Annotated in this window: 20 protein-coding genes; 13 read left to right on the top strand and 7 right to left on the bottom strand. The window is 56.2% G+C overall.

Translation table 11 applies throughout. The features are described from left to right. Positions 1-49: 49 nt before the first annotated feature. The 5 genes from JHC09_RS04420 to JHC09_RS04400 form a co-directional block, all read right to left on the bottom strand. Positions 50-3,319, bottom strand: a complete 3,270-nt coding sequence (locus JHC09_RS04420) for a hypothetical protein (protein ID WP_199530966.1) — start codon at positions 3,317-3,319, stop codon at positions 50-52. Positions 3,320-3,551: 232 nt separating this feature from the next. After that, a complete protein-coding gene (locus JHC09_RS04415) occupies positions 3,552-4,475 on the bottom strand; it encodes a hypothetical protein (protein ID WP_199530965.1) in 924 nt (307 codons plus the stop codon). After that, entirely contained in the window at positions 4,472-4,915 is a 444-nt protein-coding gene (locus JHC09_RS04410) for a DUF6468 domain-containing protein (protein ID WP_169195246.1), read from the bottom strand. Before JHC09_RS04410 ends, JHC09_RS04415 begins: the two co-directional genes overlap by 4 nt. Beyond that, positions 4,915-5,958 (bottom strand): flagellar motor switch protein FliM, encoded by a 1,044-nt coding sequence (gene fliM / locus JHC09_RS04405; protein ID WP_248305977.1) that lies wholly within the window; start codon positions 5,956-5,958, stop codon positions 4,915-4,917. Before fliM ends, JHC09_RS04410 begins: the two co-directional genes overlap by 1 nt. Before the next feature lie 146 nt (positions 5,959-6,104). Continuing rightward, positions 6,105-6,584: a flagellar basal body-associated FliL family protein gene (locus tag JHC09_RS04400; protein WP_169195244.1), complete on the bottom strand. Its 480-nt coding sequence runs from the start codon at positions 6,582-6,584 to the stop codon at positions 6,105-6,107. Positions 6,585-6,860: 276 nt separating this feature from the next. Between JHC09_RS04400 and flgF the strand changes: the two genes are divergently transcribed. The 8 genes from flgF to JHC09_RS04360 all read left to right on the top strand — a co-directional run bounded on the left by flgF (position 6,861) and on the right by JHC09_RS04360 (position 13,455). Then, entirely contained in the window at positions 6,861-7,601 is a 741-nt protein-coding gene (gene flgF, locus JHC09_RS04395; protein WP_210338100.1) for a flagellar basal-body rod protein FlgF, read from the top strand. Between the two features lie 15 nt (positions 7,602-7,616). Further along, positions 7,617-8,402: a flagellar basal-body rod protein FlgG gene (flgG, locus tag JHC09_RS04390; protein ID WP_169195243.1), complete on the top strand. Its 786-nt coding sequence runs from the start codon at positions 7,617-7,619 to the stop codon at positions 8,400-8,402. A 14-nt stretch (positions 8,403-8,416) separates the two neighbouring features. Then, the gene (gene flgA, locus JHC09_RS04385) at positions 8,417-9,364 is read left to right on the top strand and encodes a flagellar basal body P-ring formation chaperone FlgA (RefSeq protein WP_199530963.1); all 948 of its coding nucleotides are present in this window, start codon (positions 8,417-8,419) and stop codon (positions 9,362-9,364) included. Between the two features lie 16 nt (positions 9,365-9,380). Beyond that, complete coding sequence (flgH, locus tag JHC09_RS04380) at positions 9,381-10,127, top strand: flagellar basal body L-ring protein FlgH (RefSeq protein WP_182394045.1); 747 nt, start codon at positions 9,381-9,383, stop codon at positions 10,125-10,127. A 192-nt stretch (positions 10,128-10,319) separates the two neighbouring features. Next, positions 10,320-11,816, top strand: coding sequence for a carboxypeptidase M32 (locus JHC09_RS04375; RefSeq protein ID WP_199530962.1), 1,497 nt, complete (start codon positions 10,320-10,322; stop codon positions 11,814-11,816). A gap of 171 nt (positions 11,817-11,987) precedes the next feature. Further along, positions 11,988-12,422, top strand: coding sequence for a curlin (locus JHC09_RS04370; RefSeq protein ID WP_199530961.1), 435 nt, complete (start codon positions 11,988-11,990; stop codon positions 12,420-12,422). A gap of 61 nt (positions 12,423-12,483) precedes the next feature. After that, positions 12,484-12,864: a curli-like amyloid fiber formation chaperone CsgH gene (gene csgH, locus JHC09_RS04365; protein ID WP_199530960.1), complete on the top strand. Its 381-nt coding sequence runs from the start codon at positions 12,484-12,486 to the stop codon at positions 12,862-12,864. Between the two features lie 177 nt (positions 12,865-13,041). Continuing rightward, positions 13,042-13,455, top strand: coding sequence for a curlin (locus JHC09_RS04360; protein ID WP_199530959.1), 414 nt, complete (start codon positions 13,042-13,044; stop codon positions 13,453-13,455). 104 nt (positions 13,456-13,559) lie between these two features. Here JHC09_RS04360 and dksA read toward each other — a convergent pair whose 3' ends face one another. Together dksA and JHC09_RS04350 are read right to left on the bottom strand one after the other, a co-directional pair. Then, positions 13,560-13,976: an RNA polymerase-binding protein DksA gene (dksA, locus tag JHC09_RS04355; RefSeq protein WP_169195236.1), complete on the bottom strand. Its 417-nt coding sequence runs from the start codon at positions 13,974-13,976 to the stop codon at positions 13,560-13,562. A gap of 166 nt (positions 13,977-14,142) precedes the next feature. Beyond that, entirely contained in the window at positions 14,143-14,562 is a 420-nt protein-coding gene (locus tag JHC09_RS04350; RefSeq protein WP_282567658.1) for a flagellar assembly protein FliX, read from the bottom strand. Between the two features lie 247 nt (positions 14,563-14,809). Between JHC09_RS04350 and JHC09_RS04345 the strand changes: the two genes are divergently transcribed. The 5 genes from JHC09_RS04345 to JHC09_RS04325 all read left to right on the top strand — a co-directional run bounded on the left by JHC09_RS04345 (position 14,810) and on the right by JHC09_RS04325 (position 24,409). Continuing rightward, positions 14,810-15,934: a flagellar basal body P-ring protein FlgI gene (locus tag JHC09_RS04345; RefSeq protein WP_169195234.1), complete on the top strand. Its 1,125-nt coding sequence runs from the start codon at positions 14,810-14,812 to the stop codon at positions 15,932-15,934. Then, complete coding sequence (locus JHC09_RS04340; protein ID WP_199530957.1) at positions 15,934-16,257, top strand: rod-binding protein; 324 nt, start codon at positions 15,934-15,936, stop codon at positions 16,255-16,257. The genes JHC09_RS04345 and JHC09_RS04340 overlap by 1 nt, the downstream gene beginning before the upstream one ends. Then, complete coding sequence (locus JHC09_RS04335; protein WP_169195232.1) at positions 16,254-16,721, top strand: hypothetical protein; 468 nt, start codon at positions 16,254-16,256, stop codon at positions 16,719-16,721. The genes JHC09_RS04340 and JHC09_RS04335 overlap by 4 nt, the downstream gene beginning before the upstream one ends. A gap of 582 nt (positions 16,722-17,303) precedes the next feature. Continuing rightward, positions 17,304-21,089, top strand: coding sequence for a flagellin (locus JHC09_RS04330; RefSeq protein WP_199530956.1), 3,786 nt, complete (start codon positions 17,304-17,306; stop codon positions 21,087-21,089). Between the two features lie 317 nt (positions 21,090-21,406). Beyond that, the gene (locus JHC09_RS04325; RefSeq protein WP_199530955.1) at positions 21,407-24,409 is read left to right on the top strand and encodes a flagellin; all 3,003 of its coding nucleotides are present in this window, start codon (positions 21,407-21,409) and stop codon (positions 24,407-24,409) included. The last annotated feature ends 6 nt before the right edge of the window (positions 24,410-24,415 follow it).

The raw sequence follows: 24,415 nt of genomic DNA, 5'->3' as shown, positions 1-24,415 counted from the left end.
CGCCGCGGCCTCCAGTGAGGCCGCGGCGTTATTGGATCAAGGTGCGCGTTTAACGCGAAGCCATTCCCGCTTCCACCTTACTCGGGCTGGCAGGCGTCAATGCCCCCTCCCCGCCATAGGTTTCGTGGTAAGAAGTGAGGAAAGCTGTGAGACTATCAATCGCAGCAATCTCGGCCGCAACCTTCTTGAACTCCATCGAGCTCGCTTGGATCGGGCCAGTGACATAATCAAACATTGCCCACTCTGGAGCACCGACCATTTCATCGCTGAACTTTGTGCGCAAGCGCGATGCACCATACTTATCATTGGCCAAAACATAGCCAACACCAGCCTTCACAAGGTTCAAACGCGCGGCCGCATCGAGCGGAGTGCCTTCGGGGCGATTACCGTAAATTGCCTCAATCATTTCGCCGGCCTGCGAATAACGCTTCGCTTTCCAATGCGCGTCGATGCGGAGCATGTCCACATCCTTGCCACTCAGCATGCGGACAAGATCGAGCGCCAGCACATCGCGCCCAGCATCGATCATAGCACGCGCTTCCAGAATGCGGCGCTGGCGCTGCAAGCTATCGGGCAGATCTGGCAAACGCGTATCGTTCAATACGCGCATGGCATCCTGTGGACGACGGTCCGCCAGATAAATCACAGCAAGGTCCGTGCCCAGTTGAGCACGCGCTGCCCCACGCAGGCGATTATCCAGCTGATACCGCAAGAGTTCGGCTGCCTGGGGAAGCAAATCCACCCGCACGAGACGACGCGCCAGATTGCGGATCATTTCGTCACCTCGCGCGCCTGGCGGCGTCAGGTGCTGGAAGTCGTAGTATATGCTCAGCGCTTCGATCGGGCCGATGGAGTCGGCCACACCATTGAGATAGAGATCGCTGAACGTCTCCTGCGCTTCGTCGCGTAGCGCGTTAAGCGTTGGACTCTCGTTGTAATGCGAGATCGCATTGCGCACCGCCTCGAAACCAAGGCGATAATCCCCGTTGCGGAAATACAAGCTTGCAAGCAGCGCCTGCATGTCCGCCTCTAGCCTGTCGCCACGCCAAAGCATGATCTCCGACGAGAGCGTTTCCGTTGCCTTTGCAAGGTCCAGCCGCCCCTGCTTATCCAGCAATAGAAGCGTGCGATATACAGCTTCCGCACGGCTCGGACGCACTTCCGAAGCAATGACTTGACCGTAGATGTCGAGTGCTTCGTCAGGGCGGTTCTTAAGCTCTGCCATGCGCGCAGTGGCGATGAGATAATTAGACGCCATCTGTTCAGGCAGCAGCGCAAAGTTCAAATCATCCAGCACAGATTCTGCGAGCACAGGGTCTTCTGCCTCTACCGCAGCGCGTGCCGTCGCCAATTGAAACTCGCGGCGAGCCCACTCGGGATAATTCTGCTGCACGGCTTGAGCATCAAGTGCATCGGAACGCGCGCCACGGAAATCACCCGCATTCGCTCGCGCGATCGTGCGCCAGAACTTGGCGTCGATATCTTGGTCGAGCGACGGCGAATTTAGAACGTTGAGCGCGTCGAGCGAGCGTTCAGCAAGGATGTTCGCTACAGCAGCCGTCGTCCGCATCTCGCGGGTCAACGCCTCGTCGACCTGTTCCTCTTCAAGCAGACGGATGACCCCTAGAGCCTCCTCCGCGAACTGGTTGGCGATGTAATACTGGGAGAGGTTAAGACGCGCCGCGTCACGCTCCGCGCCCTGCGTCAATGCCGCAGCCATTTCCAGTCGATCGCGCTGCTCGGTGAACACGAAGGGATCTTTATGTTCGAGCGTACCGAAATCGATAAACCCACTGCGGTCCATGACTTCGCTGGACGTTCCGATATTCCGGAGCGTATCAAGCGCCGAAACGGTCAATCCAGTCGCCTCGGAGACAACCGCATAACTATCCTCAAGCGCAACCGTCACAGTGGATGACTTCGGCTTGACGACCAGACCATGCACACTGCGCAGTGCAGTGAAATCAACATAGTCCAGTGTGCGCGTTAAACCGCGCGCAGGTGGATAGGCCGTAACGACGGACAGGGTATCGCCCACAATCGGATCTTGAAACTGGTGGATACGTCCCGGGCGCGCGATATCAGCCACCATCTCGAACGATCCAATATCGTCGCGACGACGACTGAGTGCCATTGGCTCAGTCGGGCTCAGCATCATGTCACCAAGCGACAGTACCCATGCCATGCCTTCCGAGCCGATAGTCGCGAGGCGCTCCTGGGAAAGATCCAATCGGACGATTTGCGTGTCACCAGATGTCAACACAGCATAGTCGTCAGTAATAGCCTCGAGGTCAGAAGAGTACGCCGGCGTACCGATGCCCGAGACGGTATCAAATATGAGCCACACACTGTCGCCGCGACGGAATACCGCCGCCGGAATATCTCTCTCAAACGGAAAGACGACGCGTACCGTGTTGCCCAGCACGTTGACATAAGGCGTGATCGTCTCGGCCGGAGTTGCCTGCAAAGCCGAGATAGTAGGCTCTGGCGGACGTGACGCCTCCGCCTCTGCCTGCGCATTTTTTGCCGCCTCATCGGCGAGCGCGGTCGCCGTTAACGCAGGAAGATCAATACCACCCGTGTCGATATCCAAGACATACTGGCTGGACGAAATGGCATAGAACCGAGGCTCAACACCTTCGGCGAAACGGAGTGACGCGACCGAACCGTCAAGCGAATAGCCCGTAGCAATCGAGGCCAGCTGCTCGGGGAGTTGGTCGATAATTTGAGAAACATCGATCTCAACTGGCCATTCAAAATTGATAGCGCCCAGCTCGCCCTTCTGAACGAAGTTAGCGTCAGTGGGCACGGACCAGTCGAATTGAATACGTGTAAAGGTAGCGGCAGTACCAATGCGCACTTTAGCGGTTGGATTTAGCTCCGCAGCCATGCGGGCCTTACGGTCTTGTTCGGCCTTAATCGCAGCCTGGCGGGCGCGCTCGGCCAACTCATCCACAATCTCTTGCGGGAGTGGTGGCGGCATCCCCTGCCAACTGGACGGCATGAGATCGACGAAAAGCTTCTCGCCTGCTTCTATATGATTGAAGTTGTAGGTATTTTTTAGTCCAACTCGAAGACCGCGTCGGTCGGGATCGACCCGCGCCACAGAAAGGTAGTTTGGCATAGTGGTGCCGACATCGGGCAGCACTAAATCGACCTGTTCTTCAAACTGAATCGAGAGCACGCCATTATCGATTTTCATCGAGTATGCAGGCAATGCATCCAAGTTTGGAAAGCTGAGTATGAGGCGGGCAAAGCCATCTTCTTCAGTGGCGAATAACTGCCCCTTTTCTTGGGCCCATGCGGAAGAAGCTACCATTTGGCAGCTTAAGGCCACAGTAGCTAAAAGGAGGTACTTCGTCCCCTTGGGACTCTTCTTAATAGCGCTCTTCACCGGCCTTCTGCCCGTCCGACGCCAAAACGCGTTCATGAACAAGGCTACTGCCAGGCACCTCATGAACGCGAGGCTTTCCATAACTGACCCGCCGCATACACGACGGGCCTGTTATATCTACCTAGCGCTACTTAACAGCAGCCTAAGCCATTCACAGCTATTGACCAACAATCTGTGGTAAAGCGGCCAGATCGTCGACTGACATCTGTTCTGCCGGCTCAGTGGTATCCGTCGCCATGCGCACGGTCAGCTCTTGAGCACGCGCAGTCGTCATCGCCGCCATAATGGGAGCCATCTTACGCGGCGTCATCATCTTCGCCACTCGGAACAGGACTTCCATATCCAGCTCATCAAAGATTGCTGCAGCGTCCTTCGGCTTCATGGTGCCGTACATCGCGACAAGGGCGCCGAACTGACCTTCTTCCATAGCCTTGCGCTCTTCCACCAAGGACGAGATTTGGGTCTCGATGGACTGCAAGGTCTGCTGACGCTCTTCAATGCGCTTTTCAGCTGCTTCAACAAGTGCCGCACGCATAGCGAGCTCTTGCTCATAAGTATGGAGCTCGGTGCGACGCTCGGTCAAACGCTCAGTGATCACGCCTTCGGTGCTCTGTACACCGCCATCAACCAGCGGCACGGCACCAGTTGGCGTTAACAACTGCGCCTTTGCATCAAGCATTGGCGGGCAATCTGCCGAAATCACTAGCAAAGCACCAGGAGCCGCGTCTTCGGACCCATCTGCCGGAACTGGAGCACATGCGTTATCCAAGGCGACTGGGTTCGACAAGGTAAGATCGGTAACCGCAGCTTCGCCGGTAGGAGTGCCCGACGGAGCCATAGTTGGAGCACCGTCAGCGAGAGTCGGCGACATATCGTCAATCGTCGGCTGATCAGAGAGGGTAACAGTCTGATCGGCCAAGGTTGTTCCAAGCGCGGTAGACGCGCCTTCACCATCAGCTGCAGCCACCCCCGACACTCCAGTCAAGACGTAGCCGCCTGAGCTTACAAGCCCAATAGTCTTGAAGACCAGAAGCGCCGAGATTGAAACAATAACAACTGGGAGAAGGCGGATTTTAGTCACGCAGCGACTCCACGGTTACGAACGCGAGCCTGCAGTTGATCAAGTGCCGACTGCACCTTGTTGGCCACGGGCTGCTCAACCTGCACAGAAGGCTCTTCAGCCTGAGCATTGCGAGCAACACTTGTGATACGGGCAATGCGCTCCATGAGAACATTACCGGCATTAACGTGGTTCGCCAGTTCGATGCCAAAACGCTCAGCTTCCTGCAGACGCGAGGAAAGCTGGTTGTCAGCCTCAACCGCAGTACCCTTCAGCTCTTTAATTGCCTGATTGGCGAGATTGGTCGCAGCAACAAGATCTGCAACCATTTGACGAAGCGCGTCACGATCCTGATGCAAACGCTTCAGGCGCTGGTTCAGAACGACACAGTAACCGATCGTCAGCAGCAAAAGTACAGCGACAGACCCTTCAACGATCACACCCAGTGGTAGGCCGAACATCAGCGCTGCTCCATCTTCTCGTCAATAGCTTCAAAGGCGGCCATGGTGACCTTTGGCGGATTTAACGGGCGCGCGACGCGCACCGATACTTGGTTACCGATATGCCCCATGATGGCTTCGGTGAGTTCGACATCACCACAACGCAACCGGATCGGGTCGCTCGGCGTGCGGTCAAACATCAATGTATGGCCAGGCTTGATGTTGAGAACCTTGGCAAGCGGTAGTCTCTGCTCATGCAGCACCGCCTCCACTTCAACATCGGCCTGATAAATCTCTGACGCGAGGTGACCTTCCCAGATCGGATCGCGGCCGAATTTTTCACCCATGAACATCTGCAACAGCTGATCACGGATAGGCTCGATGGTCGCGTATGGCAGCAGGATTTCAACCTTACCGCCGCGATCATCCATCTCGATACGAAGTTCGATCAGAATGGCCGCATTGGCCGGACGGGAAATCGCAGCAAAGCGCGGATTGGTCTCCATGCGCTCAAGCTTAAAATTCACCTGCGTTACCGGCTCAAAAGCGCGATGCGTATCTTCAAGAATGACCTCGATCATCCGGCGCGCCAACGCCAGTTCGATCGTTGTATAAGGCCGCCCCTCAACACGGATATTGCCACCTACACGACGCCCGCCCAACAACACATCAATCATCGAATAGATGAGGTTGGAGTCGACCGTTAGCAGGCCATAATTTTCCCACTCTTCCGCTTTGATGACCGACAAAATGGCCGGCAGCGGAATGGAGTTCAGATAGTCGCCGAAGCGCACGGACGAGATCGAGTCCATGGTCACTTCAACGTTGTCAGACGTAAAGTTGCGCAGCGAAGTCGTCGACAAGCGCACAAGGCGATCGAAGACGATTTCAAGCATCGGCAGGCGCTCGTAGGAGACCAGAGCCGAATTGATAAGCGCCTGAACGCCTGTCAGCTCAACATCACTGCCCGCACTCGCATCAAAACCGAGGAGACTGTCGATTTCGTCCTGATTAAGAACGCGATCAACACCACCGTCTGGCTCACCAGCCGCAGCTTCAAGCATTGCGGCCCATTCAGCAGCAGCGGCCGCAGCGCGCTGCTCTTCAGTCATATCTTCGTCAGAAGGCGGCGATGGTGGCGTGGACAGACTGTCCAGGTCATCAAGGCCCCATTCGTCGTTGAGTTTATCGTCGTCGCCCGGACCAGCCATTACTGCACCAGAATTTCTTTGAAGAGAATGCTCTCAACCTCAGCCGGGTAGATGGCCAGATTAACGCGACGCAACAGTTCTTCTTTGAGACGATAAATGCCCGCCGAGCCCTCTAGATCGCTTTTACGCAGCTCGCGCAGATAGACTTGGAACGCATCAACAACTTTCGCGAGGCGCGGCTGGATCTGCGTCATCATTTCTTCATTGGCTACTTCAAGCGCGATCGACAGCTTCATGTAAGCCGGACCACTTCCCGCAGAATTCAAATTCACGGTCATCGGTGGCAGGTTAAAAATGAAGGTGTCTCGTGCAACTACGGGCGCCTCACCCTGAGCTGAGCCATTTGAGCTACTCAGGAAGAAGTAGAGGCCACCACCGCCAAGCAGCAGAGCCAAAATCGCCGCAGCGATAATAATCAAGAGTTTCGGGGGGCGCTTCTTTACAGGCGCGTCTGTACCAATTTCAGCTTCCGCAGCCATAGTTTTGCCCTACCAAAAGTCTGCATCACAAGACGATTCCGGATGCCCTCTCAGCTAATGCCCAGATGGTTAACGAAACCTTAACAAACCTCTAAACCGGCATTTTTTGCCGGGTAAGTTTTACCTAGGTGATAGTTCTTTGGCGGCAAGATTTTCACACACGTTAGTCACCAAACCCTTGGAAACGCTAGCGCCAATCAGTTGGCATGGTTTCTGCAAGGTTAACGGCGAGGCCCTGCTTGGGGAAGTAAGGCTTCGGGACTAACGGGGATCTAAATGATTGAAAACGCACAACTGATCAGCCTGTCGAGGCAAATCGCACTGCAGCGCCGCATGGATGTGATGGCCAACAATATGGCCAACATCAACACGACAGGGTTCAAAGGAGAGAATATTCTCTTCGAAGAATACCTTATGCCAGTCGCGCGCCACAACGACTTCCCCACACTCGATCAGCCTCTTTCTTACGTTCAGGACTGGGCCACAGTTCATGACATGAGCGCTGGCGCTTTCATGAACACCGGCAACGACCTGGACGTAGCGCTGAATGGCGAAGGCTTCTTTGCTGTCGAAACGCCTGCAGGTGAACGATACACCCGCGCAGGGTCATTCCAGTTGAGCAACACTGGCGTCCTGGTCGACCTGTCGGGCAATCCAGTTATGGGCGTTGGCGGCCAGTTCCAGTTTGGCCCTGAAGAGATCGGCATCACCATCAGCCAAGACGGCACCGTATCGTCCAGCGCCGGTGTTAAGGGTCAGCTGCGTATCGTTGAGTTCGCAAACACCGAAGAGCTCGTACGCTCGGGCGACAATCTGTTCGCTGGTGGCACCCCACTCGAAGCAACAACGACCGTTGCTATGCAAGGTTACCTCGAACGCTCCAACGTCTCGGGCATCTCCGAGATGGCCGACATGATCCGCATCACGCGCTCTTACGAGAGCATCTCAAGCCTCACCAAAAAACACGACGACCTGCGCCGTGACGCCATCCAGCGTCTCGGAAGCGCACAAGCATAATTCGGAGAGCCTGCCATGAAAGCACTATATATCGCATCGACCGGCATGGGCGCTCAGGAGCGCAACGTCGAAGTTATCTCAAACAACATCGCGAACATGCGCACCACTGGCTACAAGCGCCAGCGCGCTGAGTTCCAGGACCTGCTCTACCAGCAAATCAGCCGCGCCGGCTCGCAGACCTCAAGCCAAGGCAACATGATCCCGGCAGGCCTCGAAATCGGTTCGGGTGTTCGCACCGTGGCGACTCCACGCGTGATGAGCCAGGGTTCCGTCAACCCGACCGAGCGTGAACTCGACGTCGCTGTTCGCGGCGAAGGTTTCTTCCAAATTGCCCTGCCAGATGGCCGCACCGCATACAGCCGCGACGGCTCGTTCGAACGCGATGCTGAAGGCAATCTCGTAACCTCCAATGGCTACCTCGTTCAGCCGGGCATCAACATCCCAGCCAACGCTCGTAGCGTTTCGATTTCGCCAGACGGCACGATCGAAGCCTTTATCGGTACGGACGGCCTTCCAACCCAACTCGGCCAGCTTCAGCTTGCTCGCTTCGTGAACAAGTCTGGTCTTGAATCGATGGGCGACAACCTGTTCCTCGAAACTGCTGCCAGCGGCGAAGCGCAGATCAGCGTTCCAAACGTCGATGGGTACGGCGACTTGATGCAGGCCTATTTGGAAATGGCAAACGTCAACTCGGTAACCGAAATTTCCGATCTGATCGCAGCGCAGCGCGCATACGAAATGAACGCCCGCGTCATTTCTGGCGCTGACGAAATGATGCAAGCGACTAGCCAGCTCACCTAATGAGGATCACGGGAATGTCCGCACTTCGCTCTGTTACCTTGGCATTGAGTGTCGCGCTCTCATGCAGCTGCGCCTTTGCGATGCCGCTTATGAAGTCCGACGTTACGATATCGAGCGCCATCGTGACCTTCGGCGATATGTTCGACAACGCCGGGGCAGACGCAGAAAAAGCGCTGTTCCGTGCGCCCAACCCAGGAACGACTGGCGACGTCGACGTAAACACCGTTCGTCAAGCCGCCAAGCGTATCGGCGTTCCCGTGTTTGATACCAATGGGCTGGAGCAGGTGCGGGTCTCAAGGTCTTATACTCTTGTCGACCAGGCGATGCTCACGGAGCTGATTGAAGCTGACCTACGTCAGAAGGGTGTCGTCACCGGCCAAATGCAGGTGCAGGCCCATTTCAACGACGGTTTTGAGCCAATTAAAGCTGCCGATAGCTTTCAGCCAGCCAAGCTGGATGCCCTCCGCTACTTGCCAGGCAGCAACAGTTTCACGGCCCGCTATGTCATCGAGGGCGTCGGCAGCGCATTCACCTTGTCCGGCACGCTGGACCTGTTGATCGAGGCACCGCACCTGGTCGCGGCTCTCCCCGCAGGCGCCGTTCTGGCACCAGAGCATATATCTATGCGCCCGATTTCTGTCAAACAGGCCGATGCTCAGGGCATTCCCCACTATGATCAGCTTATCGGCAAGGCGCTCAATCGTCCAAGCCGCGACGGTATGCTGCTGCGTGCAACTGATGTCAGCGTGCCGCTGACAATCGCCAAGAACGACCTCGTTACGATCGTCTTCAACCAGGGCCCAATGACTTTGACCGTAAAAGGTCAAGCCATCACCAGCGCTGCGCAAGGCGAGGCAGTACAAGTCCTTAATCTAGCTTCTAGGCGCATCATCAGCGCCACCGCAATCTCCCCCGGGGCCGTGGCCGTATCCACAGCACCAATGAATATTGCCGGCCTCTAATTCGGGATAGATGAAAATGAACTTCACCAAGACCATCACTTTCGTTGCCCTCGCAGCATCCCTTGCCGCATGCACCACCACCGATAGGCTCGCGCAGGTTGGCCAAGCCCCAGCGCTCACGCAAATCGCCGATCCAACAACGACCGCGGGCTACCAGCCAGTGCGCATGCCGATGCCTGAGCCGCTCGCTGACACCTATCAGCCGAACTCTCTCTACCGCACTTCGGCCAAGGGCTTTTTCAAGGACGAACGTGCCCACCGCGTCGGCGATATTCTTACCGTACAGGTGACGATCAACGACAACGCCCAATTCAACAACCAGACACAGCGCGCTCGCAACTCGAGCAATAGCGCAGGCATGGGCGGTATTCTTGGCTCCGCAGTGAACACTGCCTTCGCCAGCGGCACCGTCCCGATCGATGCGGAAAACGCTGTCGACTTCAACTCAGGCCTGCGCGACACCGGTTCGGGCTCAGTCAACCGTAAGGAAACGCTGACGACCTCGGTCGCAGCTGTCGTCACGCAGGTTCTGCCAAACGGCAATCTGGTGATCGAAGGCCGTCAGGAAGTCCGCGTCAACTTTGAAGTCCGCGACCTCATCGTCGCCGGTATCGTTCGCCCATCCGACATTCAGGCCAATAACACGATCCCATCGACCAAGATCGCTGAAGCCCGCATTTCCTACGGTGGCCGCGGACAGATCACCGATGTCCAGCAGTCGCGCTATGGCCAGCAGGTCCTCGACGCCATCCTGCCGTTCTAATCCATCCCCGACAGTGTCCTCCCCGGACACTGTCAATCCCCGGCCTGCCGCATGTCAGGCCAGTCCAATCTGTAAGTTTGGACATCCCAAGGCGCAGCTTCCCCGGCTGCGCCTTTTCTTTTTTGCCCAGCGACCCCGCTCTTGATGCCAGCCTCAGCATATGAAAATGCTTGGCCAACACTGGAGCCTTTCATGACCTTTGCCAAACTTGACGATCTCGGCCGCAAGCTCGAAGCGCTTGAACACGCCCTCTCCATTCTGGGCGCCGATGAGGCAACCCATATGGCCGTTGGCGGCGGCGAGAAGCGCGCTGATGCCGTCTCGACCCTTGCGGGCATGCACCACGCCCAAGCCACTGCCCCACATATCCGCGACTGGATCGAAACCGCCAAGGCCGAAGACCTCTCTGCCGACCAGCGGCTCGCTGTCGAAGAGTTTGAGCGCGACTATGTAAAGGCCACCTGCCTGCCGACCGAGTTCGTTGAACGCTCTTCAAGCGCCAGCATGCGCTCTGAACAGCTCTGGCGCGAGCTGCGCGCTAAGGGCAACTGGAAGGGGTTTGAACCTGCACTGCAGGGCGTGGTCGACATTTCCCGTGAGGAAGCTGCGCTCCGTTCGGAAGCAACCGGGTTAGCGCCGTATGATGCGCTGATGGACAAATACGACGCGGGCAATCGCGCCGCCGATATCGACGCTGTATTTGCCGATCTCAAAAACTTCCTCAAGGCCTTCATTCCCACCGCACTTGACGCCCAAGAGGCCCGCCTAGGCAAGCGACAACGCAAGGCGCTCAACGCCCCATACTCAATCGAGAAACAGCGCGAGTTAGGCCTTGCGGCCATGCAGGCGGTCGGCTTTGACTTTAATCACGGTTCGCTCGCCGTATCGCATCACCCCTTCTGTGGTGGCGTACCGACCGACGTCCGCATGACCACACGCTACCGTACCGACGAATTCCTGACCTCACTCATGGGCGTTCTACACGAGACCGGCCACGCGCTTTACGAGCAAGGCCTACCGAAGAACTGGTCGCATTGGTCGCTTGGCAAGGCGCGCGGCATGGGAATCCACGAAAGCCAGAGCCTGTTCGTGGAAATGCAACTCGCCCGCAGCCCTGAATTCTGGCAATTCGCCATGCCACTCGTCACTCAACACCTCGGCGCAGACGCGCTGCCGGGTTGGGACATTGACGATGTTCTAACCGAAGTGAATTTCGTGGAGCGTGGCTATATCCGCGTAGACGCCGACGAGGTGACCTATCCGCTCCACGTCATTCTCCGCTACGAGCTGGAGAAGGAGCTGATTGCAGGCACGCTGCAGGTGAAAGATATTCCCGAGGCTTGGGACGCCAAGATGCAGGACTACTTAGGCCTCTCGACCATAGACAACCCCAAGGACGGACCGATGCAGGACGTTCACTGGCCGAGCGGTGGCTTTGGCTATTTCCCGAGCTATACGCTGGGCGCCATGACAGCCGCGCAACTCGCCAGCGCCATGCGCAAGGATCTACCCAACATGAGCGCCGACATTACCAAAGGCGACTTCTCGGAGATCAATCAATGGCGGGCAGACAAGATTTGGAGCCAAGCCTCCCGCTATTCGACGCCTGACTTGATCACCAAGGTGACGGGAGAAAAACTCAATGCAGATTATTTCAAATCACACCTAAAGAGCCGCTACGCAGGCTAACGCCCTGCCCGCGCGAAAATATCAGAGCCAGAGGTCGGCGAAACCCTCGCCGACTTTTTTCTTGGGTGAATGATTTCTGAATTTGCGCTTCAGCGGCCGTTCCAAATCGCCCTCGTAAAAAGGTCCCATCAACAACGCGACCGGAGGGGTCGCAAAACGAGGAGACCTAAAATGATCCGCACTTTCATCATCACCACCATCGCCGCAGCGACACTCGCAACCGCAGCAGCTCCCGCCATTGCAAATGGCATCTCGATCTCACAGTACGGCTACGGCAATGCCGTTGGCGGCGGTCAGACTGGCTGGAACAACTTCTTCGCAGGCTACCAGAACGGCGCTTGGAACGAGGCAGTTAGCTCGCAGAACGGCGGTAACAATGTGTCCGCTATTGGTCAGGACGGCCACGACAACTACGGCGACATCTCTCAGCAGGGCTGGAACAATCAGGCGGGCGTCGGCCAGTTTGGCACCAACCACACCAGCGTCATCACCCAGGACGGTAATGGCAACGTCGCCGCCGGCGTGCAGGTTGGCAATGGCTGCAATGCCAATGTCGTGCAGCATGGCTCGAACAATGTCAGCGCCTTTGTGCAGGCTTGCCCATAACACCGATAAACCAATGAATTGGGCCGGCGCTGCCGGCCCTCATGCTTTTGAGGAGGATAGAATGACACACTCTGTTATCCGCATCGCGACCCTCGCCGTCATTGGCTGTGTTGCCGCGAGCGCGTTTGCCAACCAGCCACCGGTCAGCACCGGCATCAGCTGCGGCATCCATGCCAGCACCGAACGCGGCATGAAATCGCTTGAAGCCGTTGTTTATAGCCTCGAGACCATCAGCGGCGAATATCGCCTGTCAATGAAGGGATCAGGCGGGTCGGGCTCGACCAATATCAACCAGGGCGGCGGCTTCACTGCCCCCAAAGCACAGACAATCACCATGAGCAAAGTGACGGTCAGTGCCGATGCCAAACTGAACATCGACTTCACGATCACAGCCAAGGGCGTGACCTATGATTGCTCAAACACCATCAGCTACAAAAGCTAATCCTTTGAACATTATTGCTTTTATGCCCCGGCCTCGTCCGGGGCATTTTTGTTTCAAATTCGACATGATTAACACTGTCTGAACGAGATCTTCCTGCGCCGTTCAGTTGCTCCTCGCTAATCTCGTCTCATCAGCTGGAACACCAGCACTGGGAACGCAAACACTGAGGAGACTAAAATGACCAAGACCTTCACCAAGATCATCGCCGCCACCGCAACCGCCGCTATTCTGGCTCTTAGCGCCGCACCAACTCAGGCCGCAGGTCAGATTTCGTTTGGCTTCGCCCCAACCGACCCAGACCAGGCTCAAGCGCTTGGCGTGGGCCTTCAGCTCGTCTCGCTGTTTCAGGGCATGTCCGGCACCGGCGCAAATGTCTATCAGAACGGCTCGGGCAATTCGGCAGGCGGCTCGCAGAACGGCTCTGGCAATCACGGCCTGATCTGGCAAGAAGGGAATGGCCATAACGGCACTATTCACCAGAACGGCAATGGCAATAGCTGTGGCCTGTTCCAGTTTGGCAATGCCACCAACGGTCAGTGCCTACAGAACGGCAATGGCCAATCGGGCATCACCACCGTCTTCGGGTTCTAAGCCCCCCATCAGCACGACCCAAGAGCGGAGCCCCAGCTCCGCTTTTTGCTGTTTGGCGGACAGAAACAAAAAGCCCGCATCTCTGCGGGCTTCTGTGAAATTCTCTATTCGTCGCGATAGACCTTTTCGCGGCGCTCATGAAGTTCTTGAGCTTCAAGACTCAAGGTCGCTGTCGGACGGGCGTCCAAGCGCGCTATGCCGATAGGGTCCCCAGTCTCTTCGCAATAGCCATAAGTGCCATCATCGATGCGCTTGAGCGCCGAGTCGATCTTGGCGATCAGCTTACGCTGTCGATCACGCGTACGCAGTTCAAGCGAGCGATCGCTCTCTGAACTGGCGCGATCGGCCATATCAGGATGGTTCTGGCTCTCTTCCTGCAAGGTCTCGAGCGTTGCGCGGCTTTCGCGCAAAATTTCATCCTTCCAAGCGTTCAACTTCGCCCGAAAATACTCCCGCTGGCGCGGGTTCATGAAAGGCTCGTCCTCGCTGGGTCGATAGTCCGTAAGTTCAACCGAAGACATCAGCAGACTCAACTCCAATGCGCTCTTATGGGCGGCCTATATATTCGGCTGAGTCGAACCCCGCAAGCATACAAAGCAGATTCGAGCATGATGACCGACGACAGGACAGTGCCGATCACCTCAAAACCATTAGAAAATCAGGGGAAATATAACATCCCGCTCCGAACTAAAGTGTCGGGAAACGGCCGGACTTTGCCAATTCAACGAGTACTCTGAGCTCAATTTCATCCAGAACAGCATCGAGTTCTGGGTCAACCTTATCGCGCAAGGTTGAGAGATGTTGGCTCATGGCATCTAAACGAGACGGTGAAACATCACCCAGCAAGAGGTCTGCCTTCATACCTTCAAGTAGGTCTAACAACGCAGCCCCACGTTTGACCGCGCGACGGCGGCCCTCAGTGACGTCAGCAATGCCCTGCAGCGCCAGAATTGAACCAACGCCCATCACTGCAGAAGCAGGAGGCGTTTGTTTAATCCGCCCCACACCGCCCTGCCCGGTCGGAGCAAAAACAGCGCCCGCGCCCGCTTTCGACAACGCGCCGCGGTTGGACACAGACCCAGACCTATTTGAACCCTCGATGCGCAAGCGGATGACTCACCGTGACGAAACCTACACCGGCAAAATCTGCCCACAGCAGTTAATGAATGGTTAATATGCCCGGCAAGAATTGCTTATCACCTTCTCAAATCGCGAATAAACGGCCCGCGCACGATCGATTTACTCTTTGGAAACATATGGATAGAGGGCAAAAACATAAACTGGCACGGTTCTCGCATTTACCTCTCCGACTGGCTCCGCAGATCTTGCACGGCGCCAACCTTCGGGGAATGAAATGCAATACCGTCTGGTCCGATCGATTATAGCCGCAACACTCACCGCCGCCTTGGCCTTGAGCCCACTTGCGCCCGTAACCGCCGCCCCTGCGCGCATTAAAGACATTGTCGACATGGAAGGCATTCGCGAGAACCAGCTCGTGGGTTATGGCCTTGTTGTCGGCCTCAATGGCACTGGCGACAGGCTCAATAACTCCCCGTTCACCAAGCAGTCTCTGCAGTCGATGCTCGAACGCATGGGCGTGAATACGCAGGGCGAGAACGTGCGGACTGCGAACGTTGCAGCGGTCATGGTCACAGCCAATCTGCCGCCATTCGGCACACAGGGCACGCGCATCGACGTCAGCGTTGCTGCCATGGGCGACTCGCGGAGCCTCCAAGGCGGCACCCTGCTGGTTACCCCTCTCGTAGGTGCCGACGGTGAAGTCTATGCCATCGCGCAGGGCCCGGTGCTGATCAACGGCTTTGAAGCCACTGGCGACGCTGCCCGTGTTATCTCAGGCGTGCCAACCACAGGCCGTATCGCCTCTGGCGGTTTGATTGAGCGTGAGATCGATTTCCATCTCGGCTCTCAAAACTCTGTACGCTTGGCTCTCCGCAACCCCGACCTCACTACGTCACGTCGTATCGCCTTGGCGGTCAACGACTTCATCGGCGTGCCAACTGCGGTGCCTGAAGATCCATCAACCGTGCGTCTAACGCTGCCGCCCGGCTTCAACGGTAACATCGTGGATCTACTGACCGATATCGAGCAGTTGATTGTGCAGACCGACCAGTCAGCAAAGATCGTCATCGACGAAAACTCGGGCATCATCGTCGTTGGCAAGGACGTTCGCGTTTCCAGCGTAGCCGTCGCACAGTCAAATTTGACAGTGACTATCGCTGAAAACCCTCAGGTCGTGCAGCCTGCCCCGTTCTCAGATGGACAAACGGCGGTCGAACCCAACACCGATCTCCAGGTCACCCAAACGGACTCTGCACTCCAAGTGGTGGACCAGTCAGTGACCCTGCAAGAACTCGTCGATGGCCTAAACGCTCTTGGGATTGCCCCTCGAGATCTCATCGCCATCCTTCAGGCCATCAAAGCGACTGGCGCGCTTCAAGCCGAAATTCAGGTGCTCTAATGGACGCGATTACCAACTCCACGCTCAAGCAAAGTCCTCAGTACGCAGCCTTCCGCCAGCAGGCCGAAGAGCTTGAAGGGGTCTTTCTAAACCAGCTGACCAAAGCCATGTTCGAAACCGTACAAAGCGACGAAGGCATGGGTGGCGGCAGCTTCGGTGAAGATACCTGGCGCGGCATGCAAGCAGAAGAGTTCGCCAATGCCATCGCTCAAAACGGTGGAATTGGTCTCGCTGATCAGATCGTCGCGCAGCTTTTGAGCCAACAAGAAGCCAATTCTAACCCAATCAATATTGTTTCCGGCATCGGAGCCTACCAGAAATGACCGCAGCGTCCCGTTTGGCAGAATTAGACAGCCTAGATCCTCTCGATCTCTGCGTACGCGCCGAGGCCTCTCTGTCGTCACTGGTCGACGTGATGAACAAAGAAACCACGCTGCTCCGTGCCGGTCACTTGCGCGAAGCCGGTCAGCTCACGCCAGAGAAGACTGCCCTCGCGCAGGACTACGTTGGCTTTGCGCGCGCTATCCAGCGCCAGAACGCCCGTATCGTTGCTGAAGCGCCAGATGCATTGCGTCGTTTGCAAAATGGCCACGAAAGCTTGGCCACACAAATGGCCGAGAACCTGCGCGTTCTCGCGACGGCAAAATCCGTCACCGAAGATGTGCTAACCGACGTGTCCAAAGCCGTTGGTCAGCAGGAACGTACCCGGACTTATGACATGAGCGGAACCATCACACTCGATCCTGAAAGCGCTGCACGCGGCATCGCCGTCAACCGCGCACTTTAGCGCCCAGCCGCCTCCCATTCATTGGTTGCAAATAGGTTTTGCAACCAATGACCTAGCCATACGTTTCTGGTGCAGTAGGCAGCATTGGAGATCACGATGGCTTCGACCATTGTCGTTCGCGGCTCTACGGGAACGACAACCAATCCAGATCAGCGGCAGCGCTTGATTGAACATCAGGCGGCGAGCAGTAGCCGATACGCCGGTCCACGCACGGACAGTACGGGACTAAGGCCCAGACCTCCACAATCAGCCCCTCTCAGCACGGTTTTAAGCCAACCTGTTTTCGATGGAGAAGTCGGCTTCACCACATCATTGCTCGCACAGAGAATGACAGGCGAACGGCGGGCCTACGCCTCGCTTCGCAGCCGCTTATCTACCGCTGCACCACAACTGCGCCTTAGAGACTTTCTCGTCTAACCCCAGCAGCCGACAGCGTTTTGTCTCGAATTTAAGTTGATTTGTGACCTCCGTGTAAGCGGAACACCGTACTAAGCTCTTAAGCCCAGTTTACGCCCCTCAAGATCAGCATGAGCGCGCCTCAGGAAGAGGTTTCTCAAGCGTACCCTAGAAAGGGGCCTGATCATGAGTGACATTTCATTGTCAAAAGCCGTTCGCACGAACCTGCTTTCTCTCCAAAATACCGCTCAGCTGATGGAAAAGACCCAACAGCGCCTAGCGACAGGCAATAAGGTCAATTCCGCTCTGGACAACCCGTCCAACTTCTTCACGGCCTCAGCACTGAATAGCCGCGCGGCTGATATGAGCAATCTTCTCGACTCTATGGCCTCCGGCATCAAAGTGATCGAGGCCGCTAACAATGGCTTGACTGCTCTGACCAAGAATTTGGAGTCCATGCAGTCGACCCTGCGGCAGGCCCGCCAGGATAAATCGTTCCAGACGCAGTCCTTCGATGTAACCGACGCATCCGTATTGCGCTTAAAAGGAGGACAGCTCGGCGACACAGTCAGCGAGCTTAGCCTAGCGACTGCCACGGTTGACGGGCAAAAAGCCACTGTCCAGACGATAGCCGCGACCTCATATCGCGGCCCCGTAATTGCATCCGACGCACGTGCTGGCACAGGCGCGCGCGCCATCATCAGTGCGGACGCTGGCTTCAAGACTGGCGACACCTTCTCAGTTGCAGGACAGACTGTAACCGTAACTGGCGCGACACCCAATGCTGAAAGTGTGGCTGAAAACATCCGGCTCGCACTCGACGGTCACGAGGATACTCAGGACGAATATACGGTGTCGATCGGAGCCGCGAGCACGCCCTTCGATGGCAAGATCATCATCGAGACCGTGAGAGCCAAAGACCCCGCAGCGACAATCAACCTCGACCCAGATAACAATCCTGAAACAGGCGTCACCCAAGCCATCAAAGGCAGCATCAGTTTCAATTATTCTGACGTTTCAACCGCTATCGAAGCGGGCGGACAAACCATCACAACTGGCGGCTCGTTCTCGCAATTTGTCGAAAATCTCCGTAGCGCTAGCGTTGAAGGCGGTTATAGCGTCGATGTCGACGAAGACACCAAGCAAATCACGCTGACCGCCCTAACACATGGCGCAAACCCACCGACCATAACCGGTGTCACCCCCTCCAATCCAGGCGTCGAGGCAAGTCCCGCAAGCCTAACGTTCCGTCTTAACAGTGACTACCAACCAGCCTCGACCGCCCAGACCAAATTCCAACTCACGAACAGTGCTGGCGAGCTGACCTCTGGACAAATCCTCACCATCGACATCGGGACCAGCGAAGAAGAAATCGAGCTTGCTGCCGATGCCACGTCCACTGAAGTGGAGGCAGCGCTACGGGACCATATCGTCGGCGGCTCGACGCTTGGCGCCTTGTACAGCATCGCCGTTGATGACGACTTTAATGTCAGCATCAGCGCCTTGGAACCCGGAGCTGCTGCGGCACCTATCGTCACATCTGACGCGATCGGTATTCGTGATCCATCAGAAATGAATGCCGCGGCAGATGGTGAAGATCTACGAAACCATTATGCTGAATTGGCAGGCGCCCGCATTGTTCTCGCGACAGGTTCTCAAGCCAATACGGAATATGAGTTCGACGCATCAGTTACAAGCGCTGACGTCAACGCATTCCTCGCTGAACTCCAAACTGATGGCTACACCGCTGCATTCGGTACGGACGGCCTAACTATTTCTCGAGCCACAGGCGAAAGCTTTAGTATTAACGTCTTCAACGGCACCGGCGACGCAGCAGACGCTCTCGGCATCGACGTCACCCCTGAAGGGGATCCAGTCAGTGTCAGTGCCGGTGACACCGACGTGATAGTGAAGACACCGACCGTTGTAACTCCAGGAGCAGACGCAGTCCCTGGCCCTGCCGCTGCGCTCGTCTTCTCATTCGGCCTCGAGTTTTCGGGAGCAACATCAGAGCCGCTCGGAACCCACCAAGAGCTCAAAATTGGCGACTTCGAGGTAGTACTTCAAGCGAATATGTCTGCCTCTGAAGTTGAAGATGCGATCAATGGCATAACTGACTTTTCCGACGATTGGGTAGCGTCAGTAGACGACGACTTCGTGGTAACAATTACGGCGGCGGCCGTCGGTAACATTGACCCGCCCACCGTTGCGGTTATGACGACGCAGCCCTCAGAACATGCTCCCACCGATGGCATAAACTTCTCAGCTGTTGACAGTGCCTATGCAGATTTTGATGGCCAAGAAATATCCGTCAGCGTGGGCGGAGACGCTGCTGTAGACATCGAACTTGGCGACACACTTGATGAGTTCAACGAAGTTGTAGCTGAACTTGAGGGCTTAGGGTTCACAGTCTCCCGCACGCAAGACGGCATCAGCCTTTCTCGCACCGACGGCGAAGCGTTCACATTTACCACGACCGATGTCGCCAGCGCAGAGGCACTAGGGCACGAAGACGCCTTCACAACGCCAGTATCTATTGACGCCACCGATATCGATCTGGCGACACAGGGCATTGTCGGCGGGAATATTGCAGTAGATTCTGTGGACGGTGAAGATGCGACTGTCGGGGCGACCCTACCGGCAGATCGAATTTTGACGATCAACGGAGAAGAATATGAAATCTTCACGACCACCACACCGGCCGATCTGCAGGCATTGCTTGCCGACGAGGACGACGGCATTGGTGCGGACTATGACGTTGAAGTGGCAGATGATTTTACAGTAACGATAACGGCCAAAACCGCAGGCGAAGAAGGAACAATTACCTTCGAAACCGATGCAGCAATGGTCGGCACGCCCGATAATACTCCCGGCATTGACGCCGCAGACCCAATCTATGGCACACCAACGGCGCCGGAGGCTGGCGCCCACTATGAAACCGTCGCTGCCGCGACCAATATTTTCACAGTCTCCTATGGTGCGAAAACCGCAGAAATAAGCATCGGCGGCATTCGCGGCGGTACAGGTGACGACGCAACAGCCCCTTCGCTCTACGACATCAGCCAATGGGAAAGCGCCACGGTCGAGAGCATAAATGCGCAACTCGCCGAAGAAGGCATCACCGGGGTAGAAGCCCAATTCGACAGTGTCGGCAAACTGTCGATTATAGCCAAGAACGCAGAAGCACAAACGCTTGCAATAGCCGGCCAAGATGCAGTCGCTCTATTCGGCACCAACGCGGTATCGACCGGTGTGGCCGAACGCAGCGAGCTCACATCCATCAAGACCGTCGACAAATTTGTGGAGCTGATCAATCGCGATCACGCATCTCAGGTGCGAGCATCAAATGACAATGGCCGCCTCCGGATTGAGAACCTTTCCACGCAGCGGCTTGAAATCGACATCGCAGGCGCGAACGGGCCAACAACGCTAAACATCGAAGGCAATTCAGTTCGCGCTAATCTGTCTAAACAGTTTAACGAACTGCGAGATCAGCTTGATAAACTGGCCGACGACTCGTCCTTCAACGGCATTAATCTACTCCGCGGTGACAAGTTGAAGATCACCTTCAACGAGAGCGGCAGCTCGGCCATCGATATCCAAGCGAAAGACCAAAACGGCAATGTGCGCAGCCTCAACTCCGCAACTCTGAGCATTGCCAGCCTCGACGCGCAAGATCTCGACACCGACGCAAAAATCGACGCCTTCCTGACCAAACTATCAGCGGCCTTGAGCGATCTCCGCTCTCAGTCATCCACTTTCGGTTCGAACCTCTCCTCGGTTCAAAACCGGCAGGACTTTACCAAGAGCATGATTACCACGCTCGAAACCGGCGCAGCCAACCTCACCTTGGCTGACATGAACGAGGAAGCTGCAAACTTGCTAGCGCTGCAGACACGCCAGTCACTGAGCACTTCGGCACTGTCGATGGCCTCACAAGGCGATCAAAACATACTGCAACTGCTTCGTTAAACTCTTCACAAATAAGCGAATATTTAGGCGGGCCAAGGCCCGCCTTTTTTATTGCCCGGCACAACAGCCCCACAGTGCAGGTCGGGCGGAAGAATCCCACAAAAATATGTAATATATTTCACTCGGGAGTTCCGGCTAACAAAATCGCGAAAACACATTACGCGCCCGAATACTAAGTATAAAACCAGATCAATAAATCACCCATTAGATGAAAATAGGGCCATCAACTGTTAATTCCCCATTAGGACATCTACGTACAGTTTCAGCGGACCTCAGGAAGAGGCATGAACTAGCGTAACCCTAGGAAGGGGATTATTATGAGCGACATTTCGCTTTCTAAAGCAGTCCGCACCAATCTGCTCTCACTACAGAGCACCGCCACCATGATGGAAAAGACGCAGGAGCGTCTCGCCACTGGTAACAAGGTGAACTCGGCGCTGGACAACCCATCCAACTTCTTCACAGCCTCTGCCCTCAACAGCCGCGCTGCTGACATGGGCAATCTGCTCGACTCTATGGCGTCGGGCATCAAGGTCATCGAAGCTGCCAACAACGGCATCACCGCGCTGACCAAGAACCTCGAGTCCATGCAGTCCACACTGCGCCAGGCACGTCAGGATAAGTCGTTCCAGACCGACACCTATGAAGTTGGTAAGGATAGCACCCTTAAGCTCTCCGGCGGCCAATTTGCAGATGGCTTCGAAGTCAAGCTGCAGGAGCCAAATGGTGGCACTGCGGCCTCGGTCTCGTTCGATGTTGCTTACACGGATGCCACTGCCAGCGGCAACGAAGGTATCGGCGCTCGTGCGCTGATCGAGTATGACGCCTCCTTTGGGTCAGGCGACAAACTCAAGATCAATGGCCAAGAAATCACGCTTGGCGCTCCTGCAACCGTAGACGCCACCGGCGTTGCCGGTGCTATCAGCGCCGCTATGGGCATCGCTGGCATCACCGGCATTACCGCCACAGCGTCGGGCTCCAAGATCGTCCTCGAAAACACCGACAAGACTGCCGCCTCACCTTCGGTTGAGTTCGTGTCAGGCGTTACCGCTGCAACCTTCGGCGAAACGTCCTTCACCTACGACGCTGCCAATGTTGGTTCTGTTAAGGTAGGCAATCAGGATATCTCAACAGGCGGCGGCACCTTCGAAGCCTTCGTCAAGTCGCTTCAGGACAATGGCAAGGACGGCGGATACACCGTTATCTCCGACGCCTCGACCAAGAAAATTTCACTGATTTCAACAACCCCCGGCGGTGATGCGCCGACCATAACCGGCCTCCGTGAAAATGGCCCCGCCGCGAATACGCCAGCTACTGCGGCAACAACCACACTTGCACTCAATCCAGGCGATGTCGCTAGCCTCGTCAGTGCCAACGACTTGTCCATCGGCGGAACTGCCGTATTGCTGACCGGCGTTACTAGCGGAAACGGCGTCGCTGCTGCTATCCAGAGTACATTTAGCGGATCGACCGTTACCTATACAAGCGCCGTTACAACGCCAGCTACCCAAGCCACGACTAGTCTGACAATTGATTCCGCTGACATTAGCGGACTGATCACAGCAGACGACCTCAGCATCGGCGGAACCGGCGTATCGCTTACCGGTGTTACTAGCGGAAACGGCGTCGCTGCTGCTATCCAGAGTACATTTAGCGGATCGACCGTAACATACAACGAGGCTGTTACAACCGCCGCAACGCGCTCGACGCTTACGCTCAACTTGGACCCAGCTGATATTGGTGACCTTGTTACTGCTGGCGACTTTGAAATTGGTGGTGTGGCCATCGATCTTACTGGCGTCACTACCATGAGCGAACTGGAGACCGCAATTGGTACTGCGTTCACTGGGGCAACCACATCATTTGATGGCACTGACGAGCTCGTCATTACATTTGCAGCCGTCCCAGCCGGCCAGCCGGCATACGCCGCAAGTGATATCACTGGCACAGGTGTAAGCTTCGTAGGTGCAACTGCAGGCGACGCCCAGGTCTCAACTGGCACCTTTTCCATCACCTACGCAGCGGACCCAGACGGCCAGACTGCACAGATTGCTGGGGACATAGATGGGACAGGCATCACCTTTGTCAGTGCAACAGATGGCGATGCTGAAGTCTCAACTGGCACCATTAGCATCACCTATGAAGCTGACCCTGCAGGGCAGGATGCACAGATTGCTGGGGACATAGATGGGACAGGCATCACCTTTGTCAGCGCAACAGATGGCGATGCTGAAGGCACTGGAGGTCCTGCAGTAACCGATGGTATTTCGGTTACGCGTACCAACGGCACTGACGGTGCGTTCGTCACGACTGAAAACGCGGCCTCGCACAAGTTCAACGTGACTTATGGTGACAAGTCGGCTGCGATCAATATCGTTGGTCAGGACGGCTCGCCATATGCCAAGACCAACCAACTCGACCTGATTAATGATCAGCTCAAGGCTGCTGGTATCCTCGACGTGAAGGCATCGTTCGATGCGGACGACAAGCTCGTATTCACGGCCAATGGCCCTGAATCCAAGACACTCGCCATTTCGGGTAAGGACGTCGCTCTCTTCGGCACCGAAAACGTTTCGACCGGCACACCAGCTGTTTCGGCCTACAAGTCCTCCAGCACCGTTGATCGCTTCGTTGAAGAGATCAACCGCAATCCTGGCACAGTCGGCAAGGTTCGCGCCTCGAACGACAATGGCAAGCTGCGGATCGAGAACCTCTCAACTCAAGCACTTGACGTTGAGTTCGACAAGGACGGATCCGGTGTTGGCGCTCCAACACAGCATGCGATCAAGGGCAACGTCATCCGCGACAACCTGTCCAAGCAGTTCAATGACCTGCGCGACCAACTGGACAAGTTCGCCGATGACGCTTCGTTCAACGGTATCAACCTGCTGCGCGGTGACAAGTTGACCATCACCTTCAACGAGTCCGGTTCCTCCGCGATCCAGATTCAGGCGAAGGACAAGAACGGCAATGAGCGTCCGATTACGGCCGCCAACCTAGACTTGGAAAGCTTGATCGGCTCCGACCTCGACGATGACGCCGACATCGACGCACTTCTCGGCAAGCTGTCGACCGCCCTGTCCGAACTACGCTCTCAGGCATCGACCTTTGGTTCGAACCTGTCCGCTGTTCAGAACCGTCAGGACTTCACCAAGAGCATGATCAACACGCTCGAAACCGGTGCGGCAAACCTGACGCTGGCTGACATGAACGAAGAAGCAGCAAACCTGCTGGCTCTTCAGACCCGTCAGTCGCTGAGCTCCTCGGCTCTGTCGATGGCTTCGCAGCAGGATCAGTCGGTTCTCCAGCTGCTCCGCTAATCGGAC

It is taken from the genome of Devosia sp. MC532, from assembly GCF_016461625.1.
Classification (GTDB): Bacteria; Pseudomonadota; Alphaproteobacteria; order Rhizobiales; family Devosiaceae; genus Devosia.
This window is presented reverse-complemented; position numbering and strand designations above follow the sequence as displayed.